This is a genomic window from Streptomyces sp. NPDC093260 (assembly GCF_040683715.1).
Taxonomy (GTDB): domain Bacteria; phylum Actinomycetota; class Actinomycetes; order Streptomycetales; family Streptomycetaceae; genus Streptomyces; species Streptomyces sennicomposti.
On the sequence record NZ_JBFBEK010000008.1, the window covers coordinates 102,495 to 121,349 of the forward strand.

The 18,855-nt window shown below is 73.0% G+C and carries 7 protein-coding genes and 1 pseudogene; 3 read left to right on the forward strand and 5 right to left on the reverse strand.

What is annotated here, in order from left to right; genetic code table 11:
* Positions 1–61: 61 nt before the first annotated feature.
* The gene (locus AB0N63_RS12655) at positions 62–724 is read left to right on the forward strand and encodes a type III effector protein (protein ID WP_365527824.1); all 663 of its coding nucleotides are present in this window, start codon (positions 62–64) and stop codon (positions 722–724) included.
* Between the two features lie 133 nt (positions 725–857).
* Positions 858–1,386 (forward strand): annotated as a pseudogene (locus tag AB0N63_RS12660) (GNAT family N-acetyltransferase); the annotation flags it as partial.
* Positions 1,387–1,612: 226 nt separating this feature from the next.
* Here the strand turns inward: AB0N63_RS12660 and AB0N63_RS12665 are convergent.
* Positions 1,613–2,830, reverse strand: a complete 1,218-nt coding sequence (locus AB0N63_RS12665) for a PucR family transcriptional regulator (protein ID WP_365527827.1) — start codon at positions 2,828–2,830, stop codon at positions 1,613–1,615.
* A gap of 128 nt (positions 2,831–2,958) precedes the next feature.
* On the opposite strand from AB0N63_RS12665, the gene AB0N63_RS12670 reads away from it, so the two are divergent.
* Positions 2,959–4,485 carry an NAD(P)/FAD-dependent oxidoreductase gene (locus tag AB0N63_RS12670; RefSeq protein ID WP_365527829.1) on the forward strand — a complete coding sequence of 509 codons (1,527 nt, stop codon included), beginning with the start codon at positions 2,959–2,961 and terminating at the stop codon, positions 4,483–4,485.
* Here the strand turns inward: AB0N63_RS12670 and AB0N63_RS12675 are convergent.
* Genes AB0N63_RS12675 through AB0N63_RS12690 form a run of 4 tightly spaced genes read right to left on the reverse strand, consistent with a single transcriptional unit; the run spans position 4,451 to position 18,754 of the window.
* A complete protein-coding gene (locus tag AB0N63_RS12675; protein ID WP_365527832.1) occupies positions 4,451–5,647 on the reverse strand; it encodes a cytochrome P450 in 1,197 nt (398 codons plus the stop codon). The genes AB0N63_RS12670 and AB0N63_RS12675 overlap by 35 nt on opposite strands.
* A complete protein-coding gene (locus AB0N63_RS12680; RefSeq protein WP_365528154.1) occupies positions 5,601–7,313 on the reverse strand; it encodes an NAD(P)/FAD-dependent oxidoreductase in 1,713 nt (570 codons plus the stop codon). Before AB0N63_RS12680 ends, AB0N63_RS12675 begins: the two co-directional genes overlap by 47 nt.
* 40 nt (positions 7,314–7,353) lie before the next feature.
* Positions 7,354–9,018: an NAD(P)/FAD-dependent oxidoreductase gene (locus AB0N63_RS12685; protein ID WP_365527835.1), complete on the reverse strand. Its 1,665-nt coding sequence runs from the start codon at positions 9,016–9,018 to the stop codon at positions 7,354–7,356.
* On the reverse strand, positions 9,008–18,754 hold the full coding sequence (locus AB0N63_RS12690; RefSeq protein ID WP_365527838.1) for an amino acid adenylation domain-containing protein: 9,747 nt from the start codon (positions 18,752–18,754) through the stop codon (positions 9,008–9,010). The genes AB0N63_RS12685 and AB0N63_RS12690 overlap by 11 nt, the downstream gene beginning before the upstream one ends.
* Between the last annotated feature and the right edge of the window lie 101 nt (positions 18,755–18,855).

The following is an 18,855-nucleotide window of genomic DNA, read 5'->3' on the forward strand; positions in this document are numbered from 1 at the left end:
GTCATCGGAATGATGACAACCTAGAGCGTCGCCCTCAGGGTGACGGTCTGGAGGTGAGTCCATGAGCACAGAGCAGCAGGGGGCCGGACCTGGCGGCGGGCCCGCGTCCTTCTTCGCCGCACAGACGGCGCTGACGGTGATCGAGGAGGCGGTACGCTCGGCGCGGACGCCACGGACCACGGAGGACGATGGGTCCACGGTCAGTTCCGACCAGGCGCTGGACGCGCTGCTGCTCCTGCGGGAGCTGCGGGACCAGCTCGCCGGATGGGAGACGGGACTGATCGAGGCCGCCCGCGAGGCCGGCGCCAGCTGGGCCGATCTGGCCCGTCCGCTCGGAGTCGCCAGCCGGCAGGCGGCCGAGCGCCGCTATCTGCGGCTGCGCCCGGGCGCCCCCGGCGCGACCGGCGAGCAGCGGGTCCAGGCCACCCGCGACCGGCGCGCCGCCGACCGCGCCGTCGCCACCTGGGCGCGTGACAACGCCGGCGAACTGCGCCAGCTCGCGGGGCAGTTGGCCGCCCTGAGCGACCTTCCGCCCAGCACGCGCGACGCCCTCGCGCGGGCCCTCGGGCCCGACGACGCCACCGGCCTCATCGGACCCCTGACCGACGCGCGGGCCCATCTCACCGCGGACCACCATCCGGAACTCACCGCCCGCATCGACACCCTCACCCACCACACGGACCGGCTCCGCTCCGGCGACGGTCGGCGCGGGAGCGCCACCTGACCCGCGGGGCGGACGGTGGCGGCCGGAGGGCGGCGGCACGCCGGGTCAGGCACGGTACCCCGGCCGACGGCATGAACGAGGGCGGGGCGCACACCCGGCCGACAGGTCGCGACGGCCGGCGTGGGTACGCCGGCTGCCCGGGCCGGGGGCGTTCGCCGACATGTTCAGCCACCCGGCGTCTCCGCCGGCCGGCTGGAAGCCGGTCTTCGTCCTGGAGGGGCGGCAGACGGTGTGGCCGGACGGCGGGCGGCCCGGCCCGGACCCCGCCGCGGCCGGTCCCGGCGTCATTGAACTGGGCAAGGCCGAGGTGCCCGAGATGCTCGACCTCGTCGCGCGGACCCGGCCCGGGCCGTTCTGACCGCGCACCCGTGAACTCGGGACCTATCCGGGCGTCCGCGAGGGCGGCAGGCTGGTGGCGACGGCGGGCGGGCGGCTGCGGCCCGCGGGCCCGACCGGGATCAGCGCGGTCTGCGTGGTTCCCGAGCCGCGCGGGCGGGGCCGCGCCGGTCGGCTGATCGGCGCGCTCGTCACACGTGTGCCGGCCCGGGGTGGGCGCCCCTTCCCGCATGTGGTGGAGACCCACGCCAGGGCGATCGCGCTCTGCGCACGGCTCGGCTTCGTGAGCCGCAGAGGTGACCTACCGCGGCCACACCACTGCGTGACGGCCGCCTCGACGGGGAGGGCCCGCGGCGCCTCGGGGTGGGAGATCCGCGGCTCCCCCGGCACGTGGTCTGTACCGGGGGAGCCTGAGCCGGGCCGGCCCCCTAGGGGTACGCTGCCGATCCGACCTGCTCGATGAGTCCCCAGCGTCGCCCCCATGATTCCCGCTGTCTCGGGGATCACCCGTTCTTCCCAGTCCCGAGGGTCCGTTTCCGTGCGGTCGCCCGGTCAGGAGCGGCCTCGCCAGTGCAGGATCTCCAGGGCCGCCCCGACCTCGACGGGGTGCTCGGCGAGCGGGCGCGGCAGCAGCCGGTCGGCGCGGGCGAGCCGCCGCAGCAGGGTGTTGCGGTGGGTGAAGAGCCGGGCGGCGGCCCGGGTGGCGTTGCACTGTTCGGCGATGAAGACGCGCAGCGTCTCGACCACCTCGGGCGACCCCGTCTCCAGGTCGCCGAGGGTGCGGGTGACGAACCGGCCGGCGCTCTCGGAGTCGGAGGTGAGCAGGGCGACGAGTTCGATCTCGTGGTGGGAGGCCAGGCGTGAGGGCGAGGTGAGCCGGGTGAGCATCTGCTGGGTGGTCAGGGCGTCGAGGTGGCTGCGGCGGAAGCCGTCGAGGCCGGGCGCGGTGGAGCCGACGGCGATCCGCACGTCCGGCAAACGGTCGAGGGCGGTGCGCAGTTGGCCGGTGTCGGGCCGGCCGTGGACCCACACCCACCGGGTGGCCGCCCCGGCCAGGACGCTCAGCGGCCGGGTATGTCCCGCGGCCTCGGCGAGGGCGTCGGCGGCGCGGTCCAGGCGGCCGAGGTCGGGGTCGGCGGCGTCGGTCCAGACGATCGCGGCGGTGTGCGTGGCCTGGAGCCGGTGGCCGAGTCGGTCCTCGGCGCGCTCACGGGTGATCGGCGCACCCTCCAGCAGCAGCGTGACGGTCTCCCGGCGCTCGGCGTGGGTGCCGCGGGTCAGCTCGTCGCGTTCGGCGCGCATCCGGGTGGTGATCGCGCTGAGGGTGTCCTCGACGAAGGCGGAGATGGAGCGCAGCGACACGTCGAGCAGTTCGCGCAGTTCCCCGGGGTCGGAGGTGAGTGAGCAGGCGATCTGCGTCCACAGCCGCAGGGCGACGCTCTCGCCGGCCCGGTAGGCGTCGAGGGCGGACTCGTCCAGGCCGCGCCGTACGATGTCGCGGGCGGTGGCCAGCGGCGTGTCGGTGTCGTTGGCCGGAACGGGTTCGCCGGGGTCGCGGACGTTGGCGGCGGCCCAGAAAAGCAGGTTGGAGCGGTTGACGCGGCGCGTTCCGGCGGCGAGCACCGGGTCGGAGGCGATCTGCCGTCTGGTCTCGCCGGTCAGGGTCGCCGCGTCCAGCTCGTCCAGCCACTCGTCCGGCGGGTTGAGGGCGATCTCGGCGCCGCGGCGGATGAGTTCCCGTACCCGGGGTGAGGGCGTCTTCCATGACACGCGTCCATCGTAGTGGTGCGGATCGTCACCTCGGGCGGGTGGTTCCGGTGCGGTTCGCACATTGCGGTCGGGTGCCGGGGGCCACAGCATGGAGGGACGCACCCGTCCCCCACCGTCTGGAGCCGCCCATGTCCGCCGCCTCCGGCTCGCCCGCCCCCGAGCACCTGGACGTCCTGATCATCGGCGCCGGGATCTCGGGCATCGGCGCGGGGCGCTATCTGAGGACCGAGCTGCCGTCGAAAAGCTTCGCGATCCTGGAGGCCCGGCAGGCGTCCGGCGGAACCTGGGACCTGTTCCGCTATCCGGGGATCCGCTCGGACTCGGATCTGCACACGTTCGGCTACGAGTTCAAGCCGTGGCGCGACGAGCAGTCCATCGCCGACGCGCCCCGGATCCTGTCCTATCTGCGCGAGACGGCCCGGGAGAACGGCCTGGACGCGCGCATCCGCTACCACCACAAGGTCCTCGGCGCGTCCTGGTCGACCGACGAGGCGCGGTGGAGCGTGGACATCGAACGCACCGACACGGGCGAGCGGGTCCGGCTGACGGCCGGCTGGCTGTTCTGCGCCGGTGGCTACTACCGCTACGACGAGGGGTTCACCCCCGACTTCCCGGGCCGCGACCGGTTCACCGGCCCGGTCGTGCACCCGCAGCACTGGCCCGAGGACCTGGATTACGCCGGCAAGCGGGTGGTGGTGATCGGCAGCGGCGCCACCGCGGTGACGCTGGTGCCGGCGCTGGCCGCCACGGCCGGGCATGTGACGATGCTCCAGCGGACGCCGACGTACGTCCTGCCGGTGCCGCGCACGGACGTGATCGCCAACACGCTGAAGAGGTACCTCGGCGAGAAGCGCGGCCATGCCCTGACCCGGCGCAAGAACATCGCCCAGCAGCGCCTGGTGTGGAGCCTGTGCCAGAAGTACCCGAGGGCGGCGCGGCGGCTGATCCGGTGGGTCAACGCCCGTCAGCTGCCCAAGGGGTACGCCGTCGACGTGCACTTCAACCCGCCCTACGACCCGTGGGACCAGCGGCTGTGCGCGGTGCCCGACGGCGACCTGTTCCGTTCGATCCGCACCGGCAAGGCGTCGGTGGTCACCGACCGGATCGCCTCCTTCACCGAGAAGGGCGTCCTGCTGGAGTCCGGACGGGAGCTGCCCGCGGATGTGGTGATCACCGCGACCGGGCTGAACGTGCAGGCCTTCGGCGGCATCCGCCTCACCGTCGACGGGCGCGAGGTGCGGCTGCCGGACACCGTCGCCTACAAGGGCATGATGCTGTCCGGGGTGCCGAACCTCTCGTACGCGATCGGGTACACCAACTCGTCCTGGACGCTCAAGATCGGCCTGCTGTGCGAGCACTTCTGCCGGCTGCTGGCGCACATGGACGCCCACGCGTACGACGTCTGCCGTCCCGAGCCGGCTGATCCGGGGATGCCGACCCGGCCGTTCCTGGACTTCGGCGCCGGATACATCCGGCGCGCGGTCGACTCCCTGCCCCGGCAGGGCGACCGGATGCCATGGCTGACCTCGATGGACTACCGGGACGACGTCAAGATACTGCGTTCGGACAGCGTCACCGATCCCGAGCTGCGCTTCTCCCGGGCCGGGGGCGCCGGCGACCTCACCAGTCGACCGGCAGTGCGCGCAGGCCTCTGAGCACGGCCTCCGTCTTCCAGCGCAACTCGCTCTCGGGGACGGCCGGTTTGAGCCCGGGCATACGGGTCAGCAGCGTCTCCAGCGCCACCTGGAGTTCGAGCCGGGCCAGCGGGGCGCCCACGCAGAAGTGGGCGCCGTGGCCGAAGCTGAGGTGCGGGGCTTCAGGGACGCGGTCCAGGACCAGGGACTCCGCGTCGTCGTAGACGGCCGGGTCCCGGTTGGCCGCCGACATGTCTACCAGCACCGGTTCGCCCGCGCGGACGAGGACGCCGCCCACGTCCACGTCCTCGGTGGCGTAGCGGGGGAAGGTGAGGCCGTTGGGCATGGGGACGTAGCGCAGCAGTTCCTCGACGGCGGCGGGGATGTCGGCGGGGTGGTCGCGCAGCCGTGACAGCCACTCGGGGCGACGCAGCAGGAGGTGGCAGAAGTTGGAGATCTGGTTGTAGGTGGTGATGAACCCGGCGGACAGCAGTTCGGCGGTGAGTTCGAAGAGTTCGTCGTGGGTGAGGCGGCCTTCCTCGTCGTGGGCCCTGACGAGGCGGGTGAGGAGATCGTCGCCCGGCTCCCGGCGGCGCAGTTCCACCAGTTCGGTCAGATACCCGCCGAACGCCTCCGACTGGTCCGTGAAGTCCTCGACGGTCACGGTGTGGGCGAGCATGACCTCCAGCCAGCGCCGGATGCGGTGGTGGTCGCCGTCCGGCACACCGAGGAGATCGCAGATCAGGGTGATGGCGAGCGGGAAGGCGAAGTCCTGCACCAGGTCGCCCGGTGGGCCGTTCTCCTCCAGCCGGTCCAGCAGTTCCCCGGCGATCTCGCACACCCGGCCGCGCAGTTGTTCGACGCGGCGGGCGCCGAAGTGCCGTGCCACCACGCCGCGCAGCCGCGCGTGTTCGGCGCCGTCGGTGGACAGCAGCCCGACGCCGCTGAGGGACAGCGGCCGTACCCGGGGCTGGTCGCGGTCGACTCCCGCCTTCAGGCTGAAGCGGGGGTCGGAGAGGACCTGGCGGGCCTCGGCGTATCCGGTGACCAGCCAGGCGTCCTCGCCGTAGGGCAGGCGGACCCTGGGCATCGGTCCGGCGCGCAGTTCGGCGTAGCGCGGTGACAGGGCCAGGCACTCATCGGAGGTGAAGGGGTACGGGAGCGGTTCCGCTCGCTCGCTCATCGAGGGTTCGGTCCTTTCCGTGCGGTCCTCGGGGTCCCACCGGGATGACCACGTGGGTGGGGGGCTCTCCGGTGTCGTCGGTGTGGGCGGTGAACGTCCTGCCGTCGTCGCGGCAGACGAACTGCATGACGTGCCGGCCGGCGGCCGCGGCGCGGATCAGGCCGCCGGTGGTGGCCCAGACACCGGAGAAGTAGAAGTTCTCCAGGCCCGGGAGGGCCGGCCCGTGTTTCTTGACGAGTTTCTCCAGCGTCTCGCCGCTCTCCACGAAGGGCTGCCAGCCGAGGACTGTGCCGTCGTGGTTGGCGGTGTAGCGGGTCTGGGTGAGCGGGGTCGACACGTCCCGCACGGCGACCGAGTCCCTCAGCCCGGGGTGGCGCCGGTCCAGGAAGTCGATCAGGGCGTCGCGGACCTGGTGTTTGGCTTCGTAGTAGGCCCGGCCGCGGCGCACCGGCAGGGTGTGCAGCTCCCTGCCGCCGCGGCTGCGGGTGCGCTGCTCGGGGCCGTCGTTCAGGGCGCGCCAGGGGCCGACGTCGCTGAAGTAGGTGGCGTAGACGACGGTCGTTCCCTCGGGCGACAGCTCCGGATAGTGCCGGCTGCGGAACTGGACGTTGACGCTGGGGTGGCGGATGCCGGTCAGCGGGGCCGCTTCGGCCTCGGTCAGCAGGTGGGTGGTGCAGGGGTCGCCGTCCGGGAAGGGGCGGCGCAGCCCGAGGAACAGGGCGACGTAGCCGGGGAAGATCATGCCGGGCCGGTCGATGATCTCGGTGTACAGCCGGCCGTACGCGCCGTCGAGGTAGCGGCCGCCCAGGAGTTTCGTGGTGGTGGTGTGGCCGTCGCAGGCGGAGACGACGATGTCGGCGCGGAACTCCCTGCCGTCGCTGAGGCGGACGCCCACGGCCCGGTCGTCCTCGACGAGGATCTCCTCCACCTTGGCGTTGTAGGCGATCTCGCCGCCCAGGCGCAGATAGCGCCGCTCGATGGAGGTGGCCAGGCCCAGGGAGCCGCCTTCGGGGACGCCGGCCGAGAGGCCGGCGTGCGCGGCGAGCTGGAAGTAGAACGGCAGTACCGGGAAGGCGGCGTGCTTCTCGTAGAGGATGAAGTTGAACGCCTCGCGCAGCAACGGGTCCTTGAAGCCGGCCGAGTAGTCGGTCATGAGGACGCCGATGGACTTGCGGATGACGTTGAAGTGGGGGACGAAGGAGGCGAGCATGCGCCAGCGTTCGGTGCGGCTCATCAGCCCGACGGGGGTGAGGAAGGGGTAGGCGGCCAGGCACCTGCGGAATTTGCGCAGTCCGGCGCAGAAGTCGCGGATGAGCTTGGCGTCGGCGGGCGAGAGGGACAGCAGATGGGCCTGGAGACGGTCGGGGTCGGAGTAGAAGTGGACGGCTCGGCCGTCGCGGCCGCGCACGATGTTGAAGACGTCGAAGTGCCGCATCTGCTTGCCCTGGAGGGCGCCGAGCTCCAGCCAGATCTGGTGCATCTCGTTGCCCGGGCCGTTGCCGAGCAGCCAGCTGACGCAGCAGTCGAAGGTGAAGTCGCCGCGGTCCCAGGCGGTGCAGCAGCCGCCGGGGATCTCGTGCATCTCGAAGATGCGGGTGCGGTAGCCGTTCATCCGGGCGTAGCAGCCGGTGGACAGGCCGCCGAGACCGGCGCCGATGATGATCATCGTCTCGCGGCGGGGCTTTCCTGGCATCGTCAAGCGCTCCTCACCTCTTGGTCCTGTCGAACTGGGGCAGCCGGCCCAGCTTCCCGGGGTGCCACGCCTCGCGGCCCGTGCTCTCCCAGGCCCGGAACGGCAGGCCCAGTTCCTGGCAGAGGTACTGGACGGCGAAGCGGCCGCCGGAGGCCACCCGGATCAGGCCGCCGCCGGTGAACCACTGGCCCACCAGGGAGAGTCCGGCCAGGCCCGGCAGCCGCATCCGGTCCTTGTCGATCAGCGCCTGCAACGGGTCGTCGGCGTCGGAGAAGGACTTCCAGGCGAGGATGCTGCCGTGCAGGTTGCCGGTGTAGCGCTCGGTGGTGACGGGGGTGGCGACGTCGACGACGTCGACGCGCTCGGCGACTCCCGGATGATGCCGGTCGAGGAACTCCCGGACGAAGTCGCCGGTCTGCCGCTTCAGCGCCCAGTAGCCGCGGCGGTCGGCGCCGCGCAGTGTCTTCCAGGAGGCGTAGTCGCTGAAGTAGGTGCAGTGGACGACGGACCGGCCGGGTGGTGCGAGCCCGTCGGAGAAGCGGGAGCGCAACTGCACGACGAGGCTCCTCTGGAGGGCGCCGGGCAGGCGGGCGCTGTCGGCGTCGGAGAGGAGGTAGGTCGTGCTGTGCGGGGCGTCCGCGCGCACGTCCCCGCGCAGGCCCACGAAGACCGACACCACACCCGGGTAGACCAGGTGCGAGGCGGGCAGTATCGACCGGAACAGCTGGTCGGACCGGGGGCTGGAGTAGCGGCCCTCGAGGAGGCGGTCGAGGGTGGTGGCGCCGTCGCAGGCCGCCACGACGTGGTCGGCGTAATGCCTCTCGCCGCCGCGCAGTTCGACCCCCACCGCGCGGTCGTCCTCGACGAGGATGCGCTCCACCCGGGCGCGGTAGTCGATCCGGCCGCCGAGGGAGGTGTAGCGCTCCTCGACCGAGCGGGCCAGGCCCAGCGAACCGCCTTGCGGGAAACCGGCGTTGAGCCGGTGGGCACCGGCCATGTTGAAGAGGTAGGGCAGCAGCGGGAAGCCCTCGTGGTCCTGGAAGAAGATGAACGGCAGCGCCCGGCGCAGCAGCGGGTCCTGGAAGCGCTCGGCGAAGGCCGCCATGGGGGTGCCGGCGGTGCGCCGCAGCAGGTTCAGCAGCGGCACGATCGTCCGGACCGTGCGGGCCTTCTCCCGCAGGGTGAGAAGCGGGGTGGGCTTGAGGAACGGGAAGAGGTCGACGTCGGCGAACCGCCGCAGGTCGCGGCAGAAGGACCGGATCAGGCGCTCGTCCGCCGGGGAGAGGTCCAGCAGGTGCCGTTCCAGGCGGTCGGGGTCGTTGTAGAAGGAGACCGAGCGGCCGTCCTCGGCGACGACCGTGTTGAAGACGTCGAAGTTGCGGACGGTCTTGCCGTCGAGGGCGCCCAGCTCGCGCCAGACCTGGTGGGCGTCGTTGCCGGGGGCGGTGCCGATCAGCCACTCGATGCAGTAGTCGAAGACGTAGCCGTCGCGGGACCAGGCGGTGCAGCAGCCGCCGGGCAGGACGTGTTTCTCGAAGACACGGCTCTCCATGCCGCTCATCTGCGCGTAGCAGCCGGTGGACAGGCCGCCGATGCCGGCGCCGATGACGATGACGCGGGGTCTGGCTCCGGGGGCGCGGTCCCGGGCGCTCCACCGCTGCCTGGTGCTAGAGCGCACGCGGATCCTCCTCCCTCTCCGTGGGGCCCTCCGCCAGTACTCCCCGGACCAGTCGGGCGTTGTGCTCGACGTGCCCGGGGTCGAGCATGTCGGCGTGGGCGCCGGCGCCGCGGAGCACGTCGGCGGGCCGGTGGGAGGCGCCGTGCCAGGAGCCGCGCTCGCCCGCGGCGTAGAGGGCGGCCTTGTGCGCGTCGGAGACGACGGTGACGCGGGCGCGGACCGTGCCGAGGTTGGGGGTGCGCCCGCAGAAGGCGATGTAGTCCCTGGCCTGTTCGAGGGTCTCCCTGGCGAGGGCGTCGGAGCCGGTGTGTTTGCGCAGGTGGTCCCGCAGCTCCCGCTCGAAGGCCTCGATGTGCTCGGGGCCCGGGGTGAAGGAGGCGTCGATGCGGTGCGAGTCGACGATGACGACGTGGCTCACCTCCCGGCCGCGCCGCTCCAGTTCCTTGGCGACCTCGAAGGCGAGGTTGCCGCCGAGGGAGTAGCCGAGCAGGGCGCACGGTCCGGTGGGCCTGAGCATGCGGATCAGGTCGGCGTAGCGGGTGACCTTGTCGTCCTGAGCGAGGTAGTTGAAGGCCGTCAGCTCGTACTCCGGCAGGTGCGCGGCGAGCCGCCGGTAGACCAGGCCGTGGCCGCCGGCGGGCGGGAAGCAGAACAGCATCGGGCCGGCGCCGCGGTTGAGCGTGAGGTAGGGCTGGGCGCCCGGCAGACGGCCGGTGACGATGTCCTCGACCGTCCGGGCCATCCCGTGCAGGGTGGTGACCTTGAAGAGGCGGCCGACCGGGATGCTGATGCCGAACTCTTCCTGCAGCCCGTGGATCAGCTCGATCAGCTTGACGGAGCTGCCGCCGCACTCGAAGAAGTCGTGCTGGAGACCGGCCTCGGCCACGCCGAGCAGGGCCGTCCAGTGCACGGCCATCCGGGTCTCGTAGAGGGTCACCGGCGGGTCGAAGACCTCCTCGCCGGTGCCGGCCCGCGGTGCGGGCAGAGCGGCCATGTCGACCTTGCCGTTCGGAGTGAGCGGCAGTGCGGGCAGCTCGGTGAAGGAGGTGGGGATGAGGTAGGTCGGCAGGTGCTCGCCGAGGTGGCGGCGCACCTCGCGCCAGTCGAGGCGCGCGCCGGGCGCCGCGACGCCGTACGCGCACAGGGTGTTCTCGCCGCGCCCGTCCGGCCGGACCTGGACGACCGCCTGGGCCAGGGCGGGCCAGCGGGCGAGCCGGCACTCGATCTCGCCGGTCTCCACCCGGTGGCCGCCCACCTTGACCTGCGAGTCGGCGCGGCCGAGGAGGTGGAGCGAACCGTGCGCGTCCCAGCGGGCCAGGTCGCCGGTGCGGTAGAGGCGTACGGCCGCGGTGTCGCCGTCACCGGTGAGGGCGCGGGTGACGAAGCGCCGCGCGGTCTGCTCCGGGTCGCCGAGGTAGCCCGCGGCGACCCCGGCGCCGCCGATCCACAGTTCACCCGTCACACCCGGCGGCACCGGTTCGCCCTGGGCGTCCAGGACGTACGCCTCGGTGCCCGGGAAGGGGCGGCCGATGGGGACCGTCCGGCTCGGGTCCAGGCCGTCGGTGGGCCCCTCGAAGCAGGTGCTGTCGATGGTCGCCTCCGTCAGACCGTAGGAGTTGACCACCCGGGTGGCTGGGCCGGCCAGGGCGCGCAGGCGGTCGTACTCCTCGACCTTCCAGGTGTCCGAGCCGACGACCAGCAGGCGCAGGAAGTCCAGGCGCAGGCCGTCGCGTGCGCAGTGCGCCATGAGCCCGCGGACGACCGAGGGCACGAACTCGGCGCAGTCGACGCCCTCGGCGCGCATCGTCGCGTACAGCCGCGCCGTGTCGAACAGCAGCTCCCGGCCGACGAGCACCAGTGTCCCGCCGGAGCACAGGGCGCGGACCAGGTCGCCGGTGAACACGTCGAAGGACGGGCCGGCCATCTGGAGGTGGACGCGGACGTCGGTGTCGAGGCGGTACTCCGTGCGCCAGGCGGCGTAGGCGGAGGCGAGGTTGCGGTGGGTGACCTGAACCGCCTTGGGGCGGCCGGTGGAGCCGGAGGTGCAGATGACGTAGGCGGGGGCGTCCAGGGCGACCGTCGGCGCGCCCTCGTCCGGTGGCTGGAGCGCCGACGGTGACCGCGCCGCTCCCACCGGCTCGGGCTCGGGTGCCCCAGGCGGCTCGGCCGCTCTCTCGGGTCCGGACCCCTGCGCGGGCTCGGTCCCTGCCCTGGGCTCGGTGCCTTCCGGCTCGGTGCCTTCCGGGGGCAGGTCCGTCTCCGTGGCCAGGTCCGTCAGGGTGATCACGCCGGGGTGGACGGTGAAGCGCCGTGCGTGCGCGGCGTCGGTCACGAGGTGCGCGGACCCGGCCTGCGCGGTCATGTGCTCCAGCCGGTCGTCCGGGTCGTCGGGGGCCAGCGGCAGGTAGGCGGCGCCCGCTCTGAGGATCGCGAGCAGGGTCACGATCAGCTCGGCCGACTTGTCCAGGCAGACGGCGACCACCGCGCCCTCCCGGACGCCGAGCCGGCGCAGCCGCCGGGCCCGGTCGCGGCTGCGGTGCTCCAGCTCGGCGTAGGTCAGGGACTCGGCCGTCCCGTCCGTCCCGGGGACGCGGACGGCGACGGCGTCGGGTTGCGCGGCGGCGGCCCGGACGATCAGCTCGTGCACCGGCGCGTCCGGCTCGGCGGGCCGGTTCCCGGCGCCGCTCCACTCGCCGAGGATGCGCCGGCGCTCACCGGGTCCGAGCAGTTCCAGCCGCTGGGCCGGATACGTGGCGGGGGCGCGGGTGAGGGCGTCGAGCAGGTTGACGTAGTGCGCGGACAGGCGACGCAACGTCTCGGGCAGGAACAGGTCGGTGTTGTACTTGAAGACGCAGTGGAAGCGCCGGTCCGCCTCGTCCTCGTACACCGACAGCGTGAGGTCGAACTGCCCCTCTTCCTCCGGCAGTTCGATGTACTCGAGACGGTAGCCGTACTTCTGCGCGGCCACCTTGTGGGTGAGCAGGATGAACATGGCCTGGAAGACCGCGGAGCGGCTCGGATCGTGCTGGAGGCCCAGCTCCTCCACCAGCAGGACGAACGGGTACTCCTGGTTGTCCAGACCGCCGAGCACCACGTCGCGGACGCGGGCCAGCAACTGCTCCACCGACGGCCCGTCGCCGAGGTCGAGGTGGAGGGGCAGCGGGTTGACGAAATAGCCGTAGACGGAGGCGAACTCCTCCTCGGTGCGGCCGGTCACAGGGCTGCCGACGATGATGTCGTCCTGTCCGGAGTAGCGGTGGAGCAGGACGTAGTAGGCGCTGAGCAGCACCATGAACACGGTGACGTGGTGGGTGCGGGCCACGTCGTGGACCCGGGCGCTGAGGTCGGCGTCGAGGACGAAGAACTCGGAGGCGCCGTTGTGGGTCTGGACGGCGGGGCGGGGCTTGTCGGTGGGCAGTCCGAGGACCGGGACCTCGGCCGGCAGCGCGGCCTTCCAGTAGTCGAGCATCCGGCGCGCCCGGGGTCCGGCGAGGAACTCGTTCTGCCGGTTGAGGAAGTCGAGGTACCGGGCGGAGGCGGGCGGCAGTTCGGGCGTGCGGCCCCGGCGCAGCGCCTCGTAGACGGCGAGCAGTTCCTCGATGAAGGTGAACGTCGAGATCGCGTCGGAGACGATGTGGTGGACGGCCTTCATCAGTACCCAGCGGTCCGGGCCGCGCCGGAACAGCCGCAGCCGGACCAGGGGGTCGTGGGCGAGGTCGTAGGGCTTGCGGTATTCGCGCACGATCATCGCGTGGATGTCGTCCCAGGGGGTGCCCTCGACGTCGAGGAGGGCGACGTCCACGTGCTGCGCGGCCTCGGCGGCGGGCGTGACCGTCTGCACCGGGCGGCCGTCCTCGTGGACGAAGTTGGCGCGCAGGCAGGGGTGGCGTTCGACCAGCACGCGGAACGCGTCGAACATCAGCTTCGGGTCGAGCGGTGTGCGCACCTCGACCGCTCCCCCGATGTTGTAGGCGAAGCCGTCGGGGTTGAGCTGTTTGAGGAACCACAGCGCCTTCTGGTTCTGGGTCAGCGGGTGCCGTGTCTCGTCGTGGAACAGCTCGACCGCGGTGGCGGTGGCCGTCGCGTCGCCGTCGGCCGCGACCAGCTCGGCCAGCGCGTCGTGGAGCTGTGCGGTGAGGTCGGAGACCGAGGCGCTGCTGAGCAGGGTGACGACGGGCAGGGTGACCCCCAGGAGTGCCTGGATGCGGGAGCGCAGTTCCATCGCGAGCAGGGAGTCCAGGCCGAGCACGCCGAGGGCGGCGTCGCGTGCGACCCGGTCCGTCCCGACCCGCAGGACGCCCGCGACGACCTCGGTGAAGCGCGCCGTCACCAGGGCGCGGCGGGCGGTGGCGTCGGCGGCGCGGAAGTCGTCGAGGAAGGTGCCCTGTCCGCCGGGCGGTACGGCCGGGCCGCCGGCCGCGGCGAGTTCGGCGACCAGGGGCGGCGGCGTGGGGTACCAGGCGAGGAAGACGGGCCAGTCGACCACGGTGGCGACGAGCAGCTGGGCGCGGTCCTGTCCGATGACGCGCTCCAGCACGGCCGTTCCGGCCTCGGGCGACAGGGAACTCATGCCGCGGCTGGTGCGGTAGTGCTCGACCAGCCCGAGTTCCTCGATCATGCCGGTCGCCCACGGCCCCCAGTCCAGGCTGAGCCCGGGCAGGCCGCGGGCGCGGCGGTGGTGTGCCAGCGCGTCGAGGAAGGCGTTGCCCGCGGCGTAGTTGGTCTGTCCGGCGGTGGTGAGCAGGGAGGCGATCGAGGAGAACAGGACGAAGTGGTCGAGGGGCTGGTCGGCGAGGTGGCGGTGGAGGAGGTAGGCGCCGAGGACTTTGGGGTCGTGGACCGCGTCGTAGGCGTGCCGGTCCATCTCGGGCAGCAGGATGTCGCGGACCTGACCGGCGAGGTGGAAGACGCCGCGGATCGGCGGGGCGTCGCGGAGCCGGTACTCCGCGAGCCAGGCGGTGAGGCTCGCCTCGTCGGCGATGTCGAGGGTGGCGACGACGGGCTGGGCGCCGAGTTCCTCCAGCTCCCGGACGAAGCGGGCGGCACGGGCGGCGGCGGAGTCTGGGCCGGTGCCCGTATCCGTGCTGGTGCTCGTGTTCGTGCCGGGAGCGGCGGCGGAGTCGGGGCCGAGGCCGGTGAAGGGGCTGGTGCCGGCGGCGGACTCCGTGTCGACGTCGGGCCGGTGGCCGCGGTCGGGCAGCGGGGTGCGGCCGACCAGGATCAGCCGCCGCCCGCCCCAGGCGACGAGGGCGCGGCACAGCAGCCGGCCGAGCGCGCCGAAGGCGCCGGTCACCAGGTAGGCGCCGTCCGCACGCAGCCGCAGCGGCAGCGGCCGGGTGAGGCCGGCGGCCGGGATGAGGCGGCTGGTGCGGCGTCGGCCGCCGCGCAGGGCGATCTCGTCGTCGCCGTGGGGCGTTCCGCCCGGTGCCGTCAGTTCGCGCAGCACAGCCTCGGCCTCGGCCCTGCGGGCGGTGGTGTCGGCGCCGGAGGCCGGGTCCAGATCGATCAGCTTTCCGCGCTGGGCGGTGAGTTCCTGCTGCCACAGCACTCGGCCGATCCCCCAGGCGGGGGCGGCGGACGGCTCGACCGGGTCGTCGGCGGTCACGGCCTGGCTGCCGCGGGTGACGATGTGCAGCCTCGCGTCCGGCAGAGCGCCGGGCAGCGACTGGGCGAGGGCGATGAGGGAGTAGCCGCCGGTGCCGGATGCCTCGCGCAGTTCGGTGGCGGCCGTGGTGTCGAGGGCGGGCAGGTCGAGGTTCCACAGGTGCACGACGTGGTCGTACGGTCCGGCGCCGGCCGATCCCAGGTCCGCGAAGAGGCGTTCCAGGTCGGCGGCGGAGCCGGGCCGGACGGTCGACCGCCGCGTCTCGTGGTCCGTGCCGTAGGCGGCGCCGGGGCGGACCAGGTGGCAGTGCCCGCCGCGGGTGGTGACCAGTGCGGCGAGTTCGTCGGCGAGGCCCTGCGTGTCGGCGAACACGAGGCAGCCGGGTGCCGGCGTGCCGCCCGCCGCGGCGGCATCGGCCGGGTGCGGGGCGTCCACCCAGGTGAGGTCGGCGAGCCAGGAGTCGATGGTGTTCAGGCCCACGGCGGCGGTGGTCCTCTCGACGTCGGCGGCGCGGAAGCCGCCGATACGGCCGAGCGGTGCGCCGGTGTCGTCGTGGACCGTGATGTCGCCGACGAGTTCACCGGCGGCCCGGCGGGTGACGACGGCGTGCGCCCACACCGCACGGTCGCCGACGGCGGCCATGCGCACCTCGTCGATCGACAGGGGCAGCCGGATGCCCGGCGCGCCGTCGGAGGGGTCCTGCGAGGCGTCGTCGGGACGCGGGATCTGCGGGGTCAGCAACGTCTGGAAACAGGCGTCGAGCAGGACCGGGTGCATGTGGTGACGGGCCGCGTCGGCCCCGATCGCCGCCGGAGGACGGATCCGCGCCAGCGCCTCGCCGGGACCGGTCCACACTTCCTCGATGGCCTGGAACGCCGGACCGTAGTGGTAGCCGAGCGCCTCCAGCGCGGCATAGCAGTCGGCGCCGTCGAGGCGGCGCAGGCCGCGGGCACGGACCCGGTCGGCGTCCAGCCGCTGCCCGGCCGCGACCGGTTGCCCGGAGCGGACGACGCCGCGCGCGTGGACGACGCGCTCGCCCGCGTCGCCGGTGGGCGGGGTGGCGACGGTGAAGGCCGCGTCCTCCGGGGAGAAGGAGAACTGCACGGTGGCGGAGGAGCCGGAAGGGCCCGAGGGCCTGGCCGGTGCGTCCTCCGCGTCGGTCCCGCCGGTCAGGAAGAGCGCCCTGCGCAGCTCGATGTCCGCGAACACGGCCTCGCCGCCGGTCATGGCGCGCACCGCCTGCGCCGCCATCTCCACATAGCCCGCCGCCGGGAACACCACGCTGCCCTGGATGCGGTGGTCGTCCAGGTAGGGCAGTTGCTCGGTGTCGAGCCGGGCCTCCCAGGCCGGTTGGGCCGTGGCGAGCCTTCGGCCCAGCAGCGGGTGGTCGCGGCGGCCGAGCCGGACCTGCTCGACCGGCTTGGGCTCGGCCCAGTGGCGGTCGCGCCGCCAGGGGTAACGGGGCAGCGCGACCGGCCGTCCCTTGGGGTGCAGCGTCTCCCACGCGATGTCGACGCCCGCGTTGTGCAGGGCGGCCAGGGAGAGGGTGAACCGTTCGCGCTCGTCCTCCCCGCGGCGGATCGAGGGGAGGCTCTGCCCCTCGGCGTCCTTGGCGGCCAGGCACTCGGCGATGGAGTGGCCGAGGACGGGGTGCGGGCCGATCTCCAGGAAGAGGCCGTGGCCGTCGTCGGCGAGCTGATCGACGGCGGCACGGAAGTGGACGGTGTCGCGGACGTTGCTCCACCAGTAGGCGGCGTCCAGCTCGGGGCCCTTGGCGGGACCACGGGTCGCCGCCTCCTGCCCGCCCGTCGGATACAGCGGGACCTGCGCGGCGCGGGGCCTGAGCCGGGAGAGCGAGGACAGCAGCTCGTCCTTGATCAGGTCCATGCGGGGGCTGTGGTACGGGACGCGCACGGAGAGGAACTTCGCGAAGATCTCCCGCTCACCGAAGCGCGCGGCGAGTTCGGCGAGCGCCTCCTCGTCCCCGGCCAGGGTGATCGCGCTCGGGCTGTTGACGGCGGCCACCGACACGCGGTCGGCGTACGGTCGCACCCATGGCTCGGCCTCCCGCGCGGGGAGACCGACGGCGAGCATCGTGCCGGTGCCCACGAGTCTTTGCTGGAGGCGGCTGCGGTGCAGGACGACCAGGGCGGCCTGTTGCAGGGTGTAGACCCCGGCCTCGTGGAAGGCGGCGACCTCGCCGGTGCTGTGGCCGACGATCGCGTCGGGGCGGACGCCCCGGCTGCGCCACAGCGCGGCGAGACCGATCTGGACGGCGAAGTTCGCGGGCTGGGCCAGCCAGGTCTCGCCCATCCTGGAGTCCGTTTCGCCGGTGGAGAGTTCCTCCACCAGGGACCAGCCGGCCAGTTCGCGGATCTCGCGGTCGCAGCGCTCGACTGCGGCGCGGTACACCGGCTCCGTCTCGAAGAGTTGCCGGCCCATCCCCCACCACTGGGGTCCCATGCCGGTGAAGACCCATACCGGCCCGCGCCGCCGGCCTTCCCGGCGCCGGCCCAGCAGGACGCGCGGGTGCGCCTTGCCGCGTAAATAGGTGTCGAGGGCCTCTTCCAGGGATGTGCGCGAGTCGTAGACGACCGACAGCCGGGATTCGAGGTGCTGCCGGCGGCGGGCCAGGGTGTAGCCGATGTCGGCGAGCGACGCCGCCGGGCCGTGCGGGGTCCCGGCGAGTTCCCGGCGGAGGGCGGCGGCGGCCTCGGGCAGGAGGTCCGGGTCGCGGGTGGTCAGCGGGAGGACGGAGCGGCCGAGGGCCGCGGACACCGTCTCCCGCTCGTCCTCCTTTGTCGTCTCCTCGCGGGCGGGCGCGGCCTCCAGCAGCACGTGCGCGTTGGTGCCGCCGAACCCGAAGGCGTTGACGCCGGCGCGGGCGGGACCGTCGTGTTCGGGCCAGTCGACCGCGCGGGTGGGGATCTCGTAGGGCAGGGTGCCGGGGTCGATGGCCGGGTTGAGGCGGTCGAGGTTGATGTGCGGCGGGATCGTGCGGTGTTCGAGGCAGAGGGCGGTCTTGATCAGCCCGGCGATGCCCGCGGCCGCCTCGGTGTGCCCGATGTTGGTCTTGACCGAGCCGACGTAGCAGGGTGCGCCGGGTTCCCGTCCGATCGACAGCGCCCGGCCGAGGGCGGCGGCCTCGATCGGGTCGCCGACCGGTGTGGAGGTGCCGTGCGCCTCGACGTACTGGAGGCTGCCGGGTGCGATGCCCGCTTCCGCGCAGACCCGCTGGATCAGGGCGACCTGTGCGTCGGGGTTGGGCACGGTGATGCCGTTGGTGCGGCCGTCCTGGTTGACGCCGCTGCCGATGATCACCGCGTGCACGGGGTCGCCGTCGCGCAGGGCGTCGTCCAGGCGTTTGAGCGCGACCACGCCGACGCCTTCGGAACGGACGTATCCGTCGGCGGAGGCGTCGAAGGTGCGGGAGCGGCCCTCGGGCGAGAGGAAGCCGCCCTTGGTCTCGGCGATGGTGTACTGCGGCGCCATGTGCAGCAGGGTGCCGCCGGCCAGTGCGAGGCCGGTCTCGCGGCGGCTCAGGCTCTGGCAGGCCAGGTGGACCGCGACCAGCGAGGAACTGCACGCGGTGTCGAGGGAGACGCTGGGGCCGCGGAAGTCGAAGCAGTGCGAGATGCGGTTCGACACCATCGTCATCATCGTGCCGGTCGCCGTGTGGGCGGCGAGCGACTCGAAGCCGAGGTCGGCGAACTGGAGGATCTTGTAGTCCAGCGTGAACGCCCCGACGAAGACGCCGACGTCGCTTCCGGCCAGCTCGACCGGTCTCTGCCCGCCGTCCTCCAGGGCCTCCCAGGCCACTTCCAGCAGCTTGCGCTGCTGTGGGTCCATGTGGGCGGCCTCGCGGGGGCTGATGCCGAAGAAGGCCGGGTCGAACTCGTCGAAACCGTCGATGTAGCCGCCGCGTCCGCCGACGAGTCGGCCGGGCTTGGTCTTGTCCCGGCTGGCGAGGGTCGCGGTGTCGTACCGGTCGGCGGGGGTCGGGGTGATGCAGTCCTTCCCGTCCATCAGGTTCCGCCAGAAAGCCCGGTGGTCGCAGGCGCCGCCGGGCAGGCGGCAGCCGATGCCGATGATCGCGATCTTCTCGGGGGCGACGTTGCGGGAGTCCGACATGGCCGAGTCCTTGGGTGGTCGTGACGTGGCGGCGCACGTGAAAGGGCAGGGCGAGGCCCGACGGCGACGGGGCCGGCTGTCGGGCGGGGCAAGCGGGATGC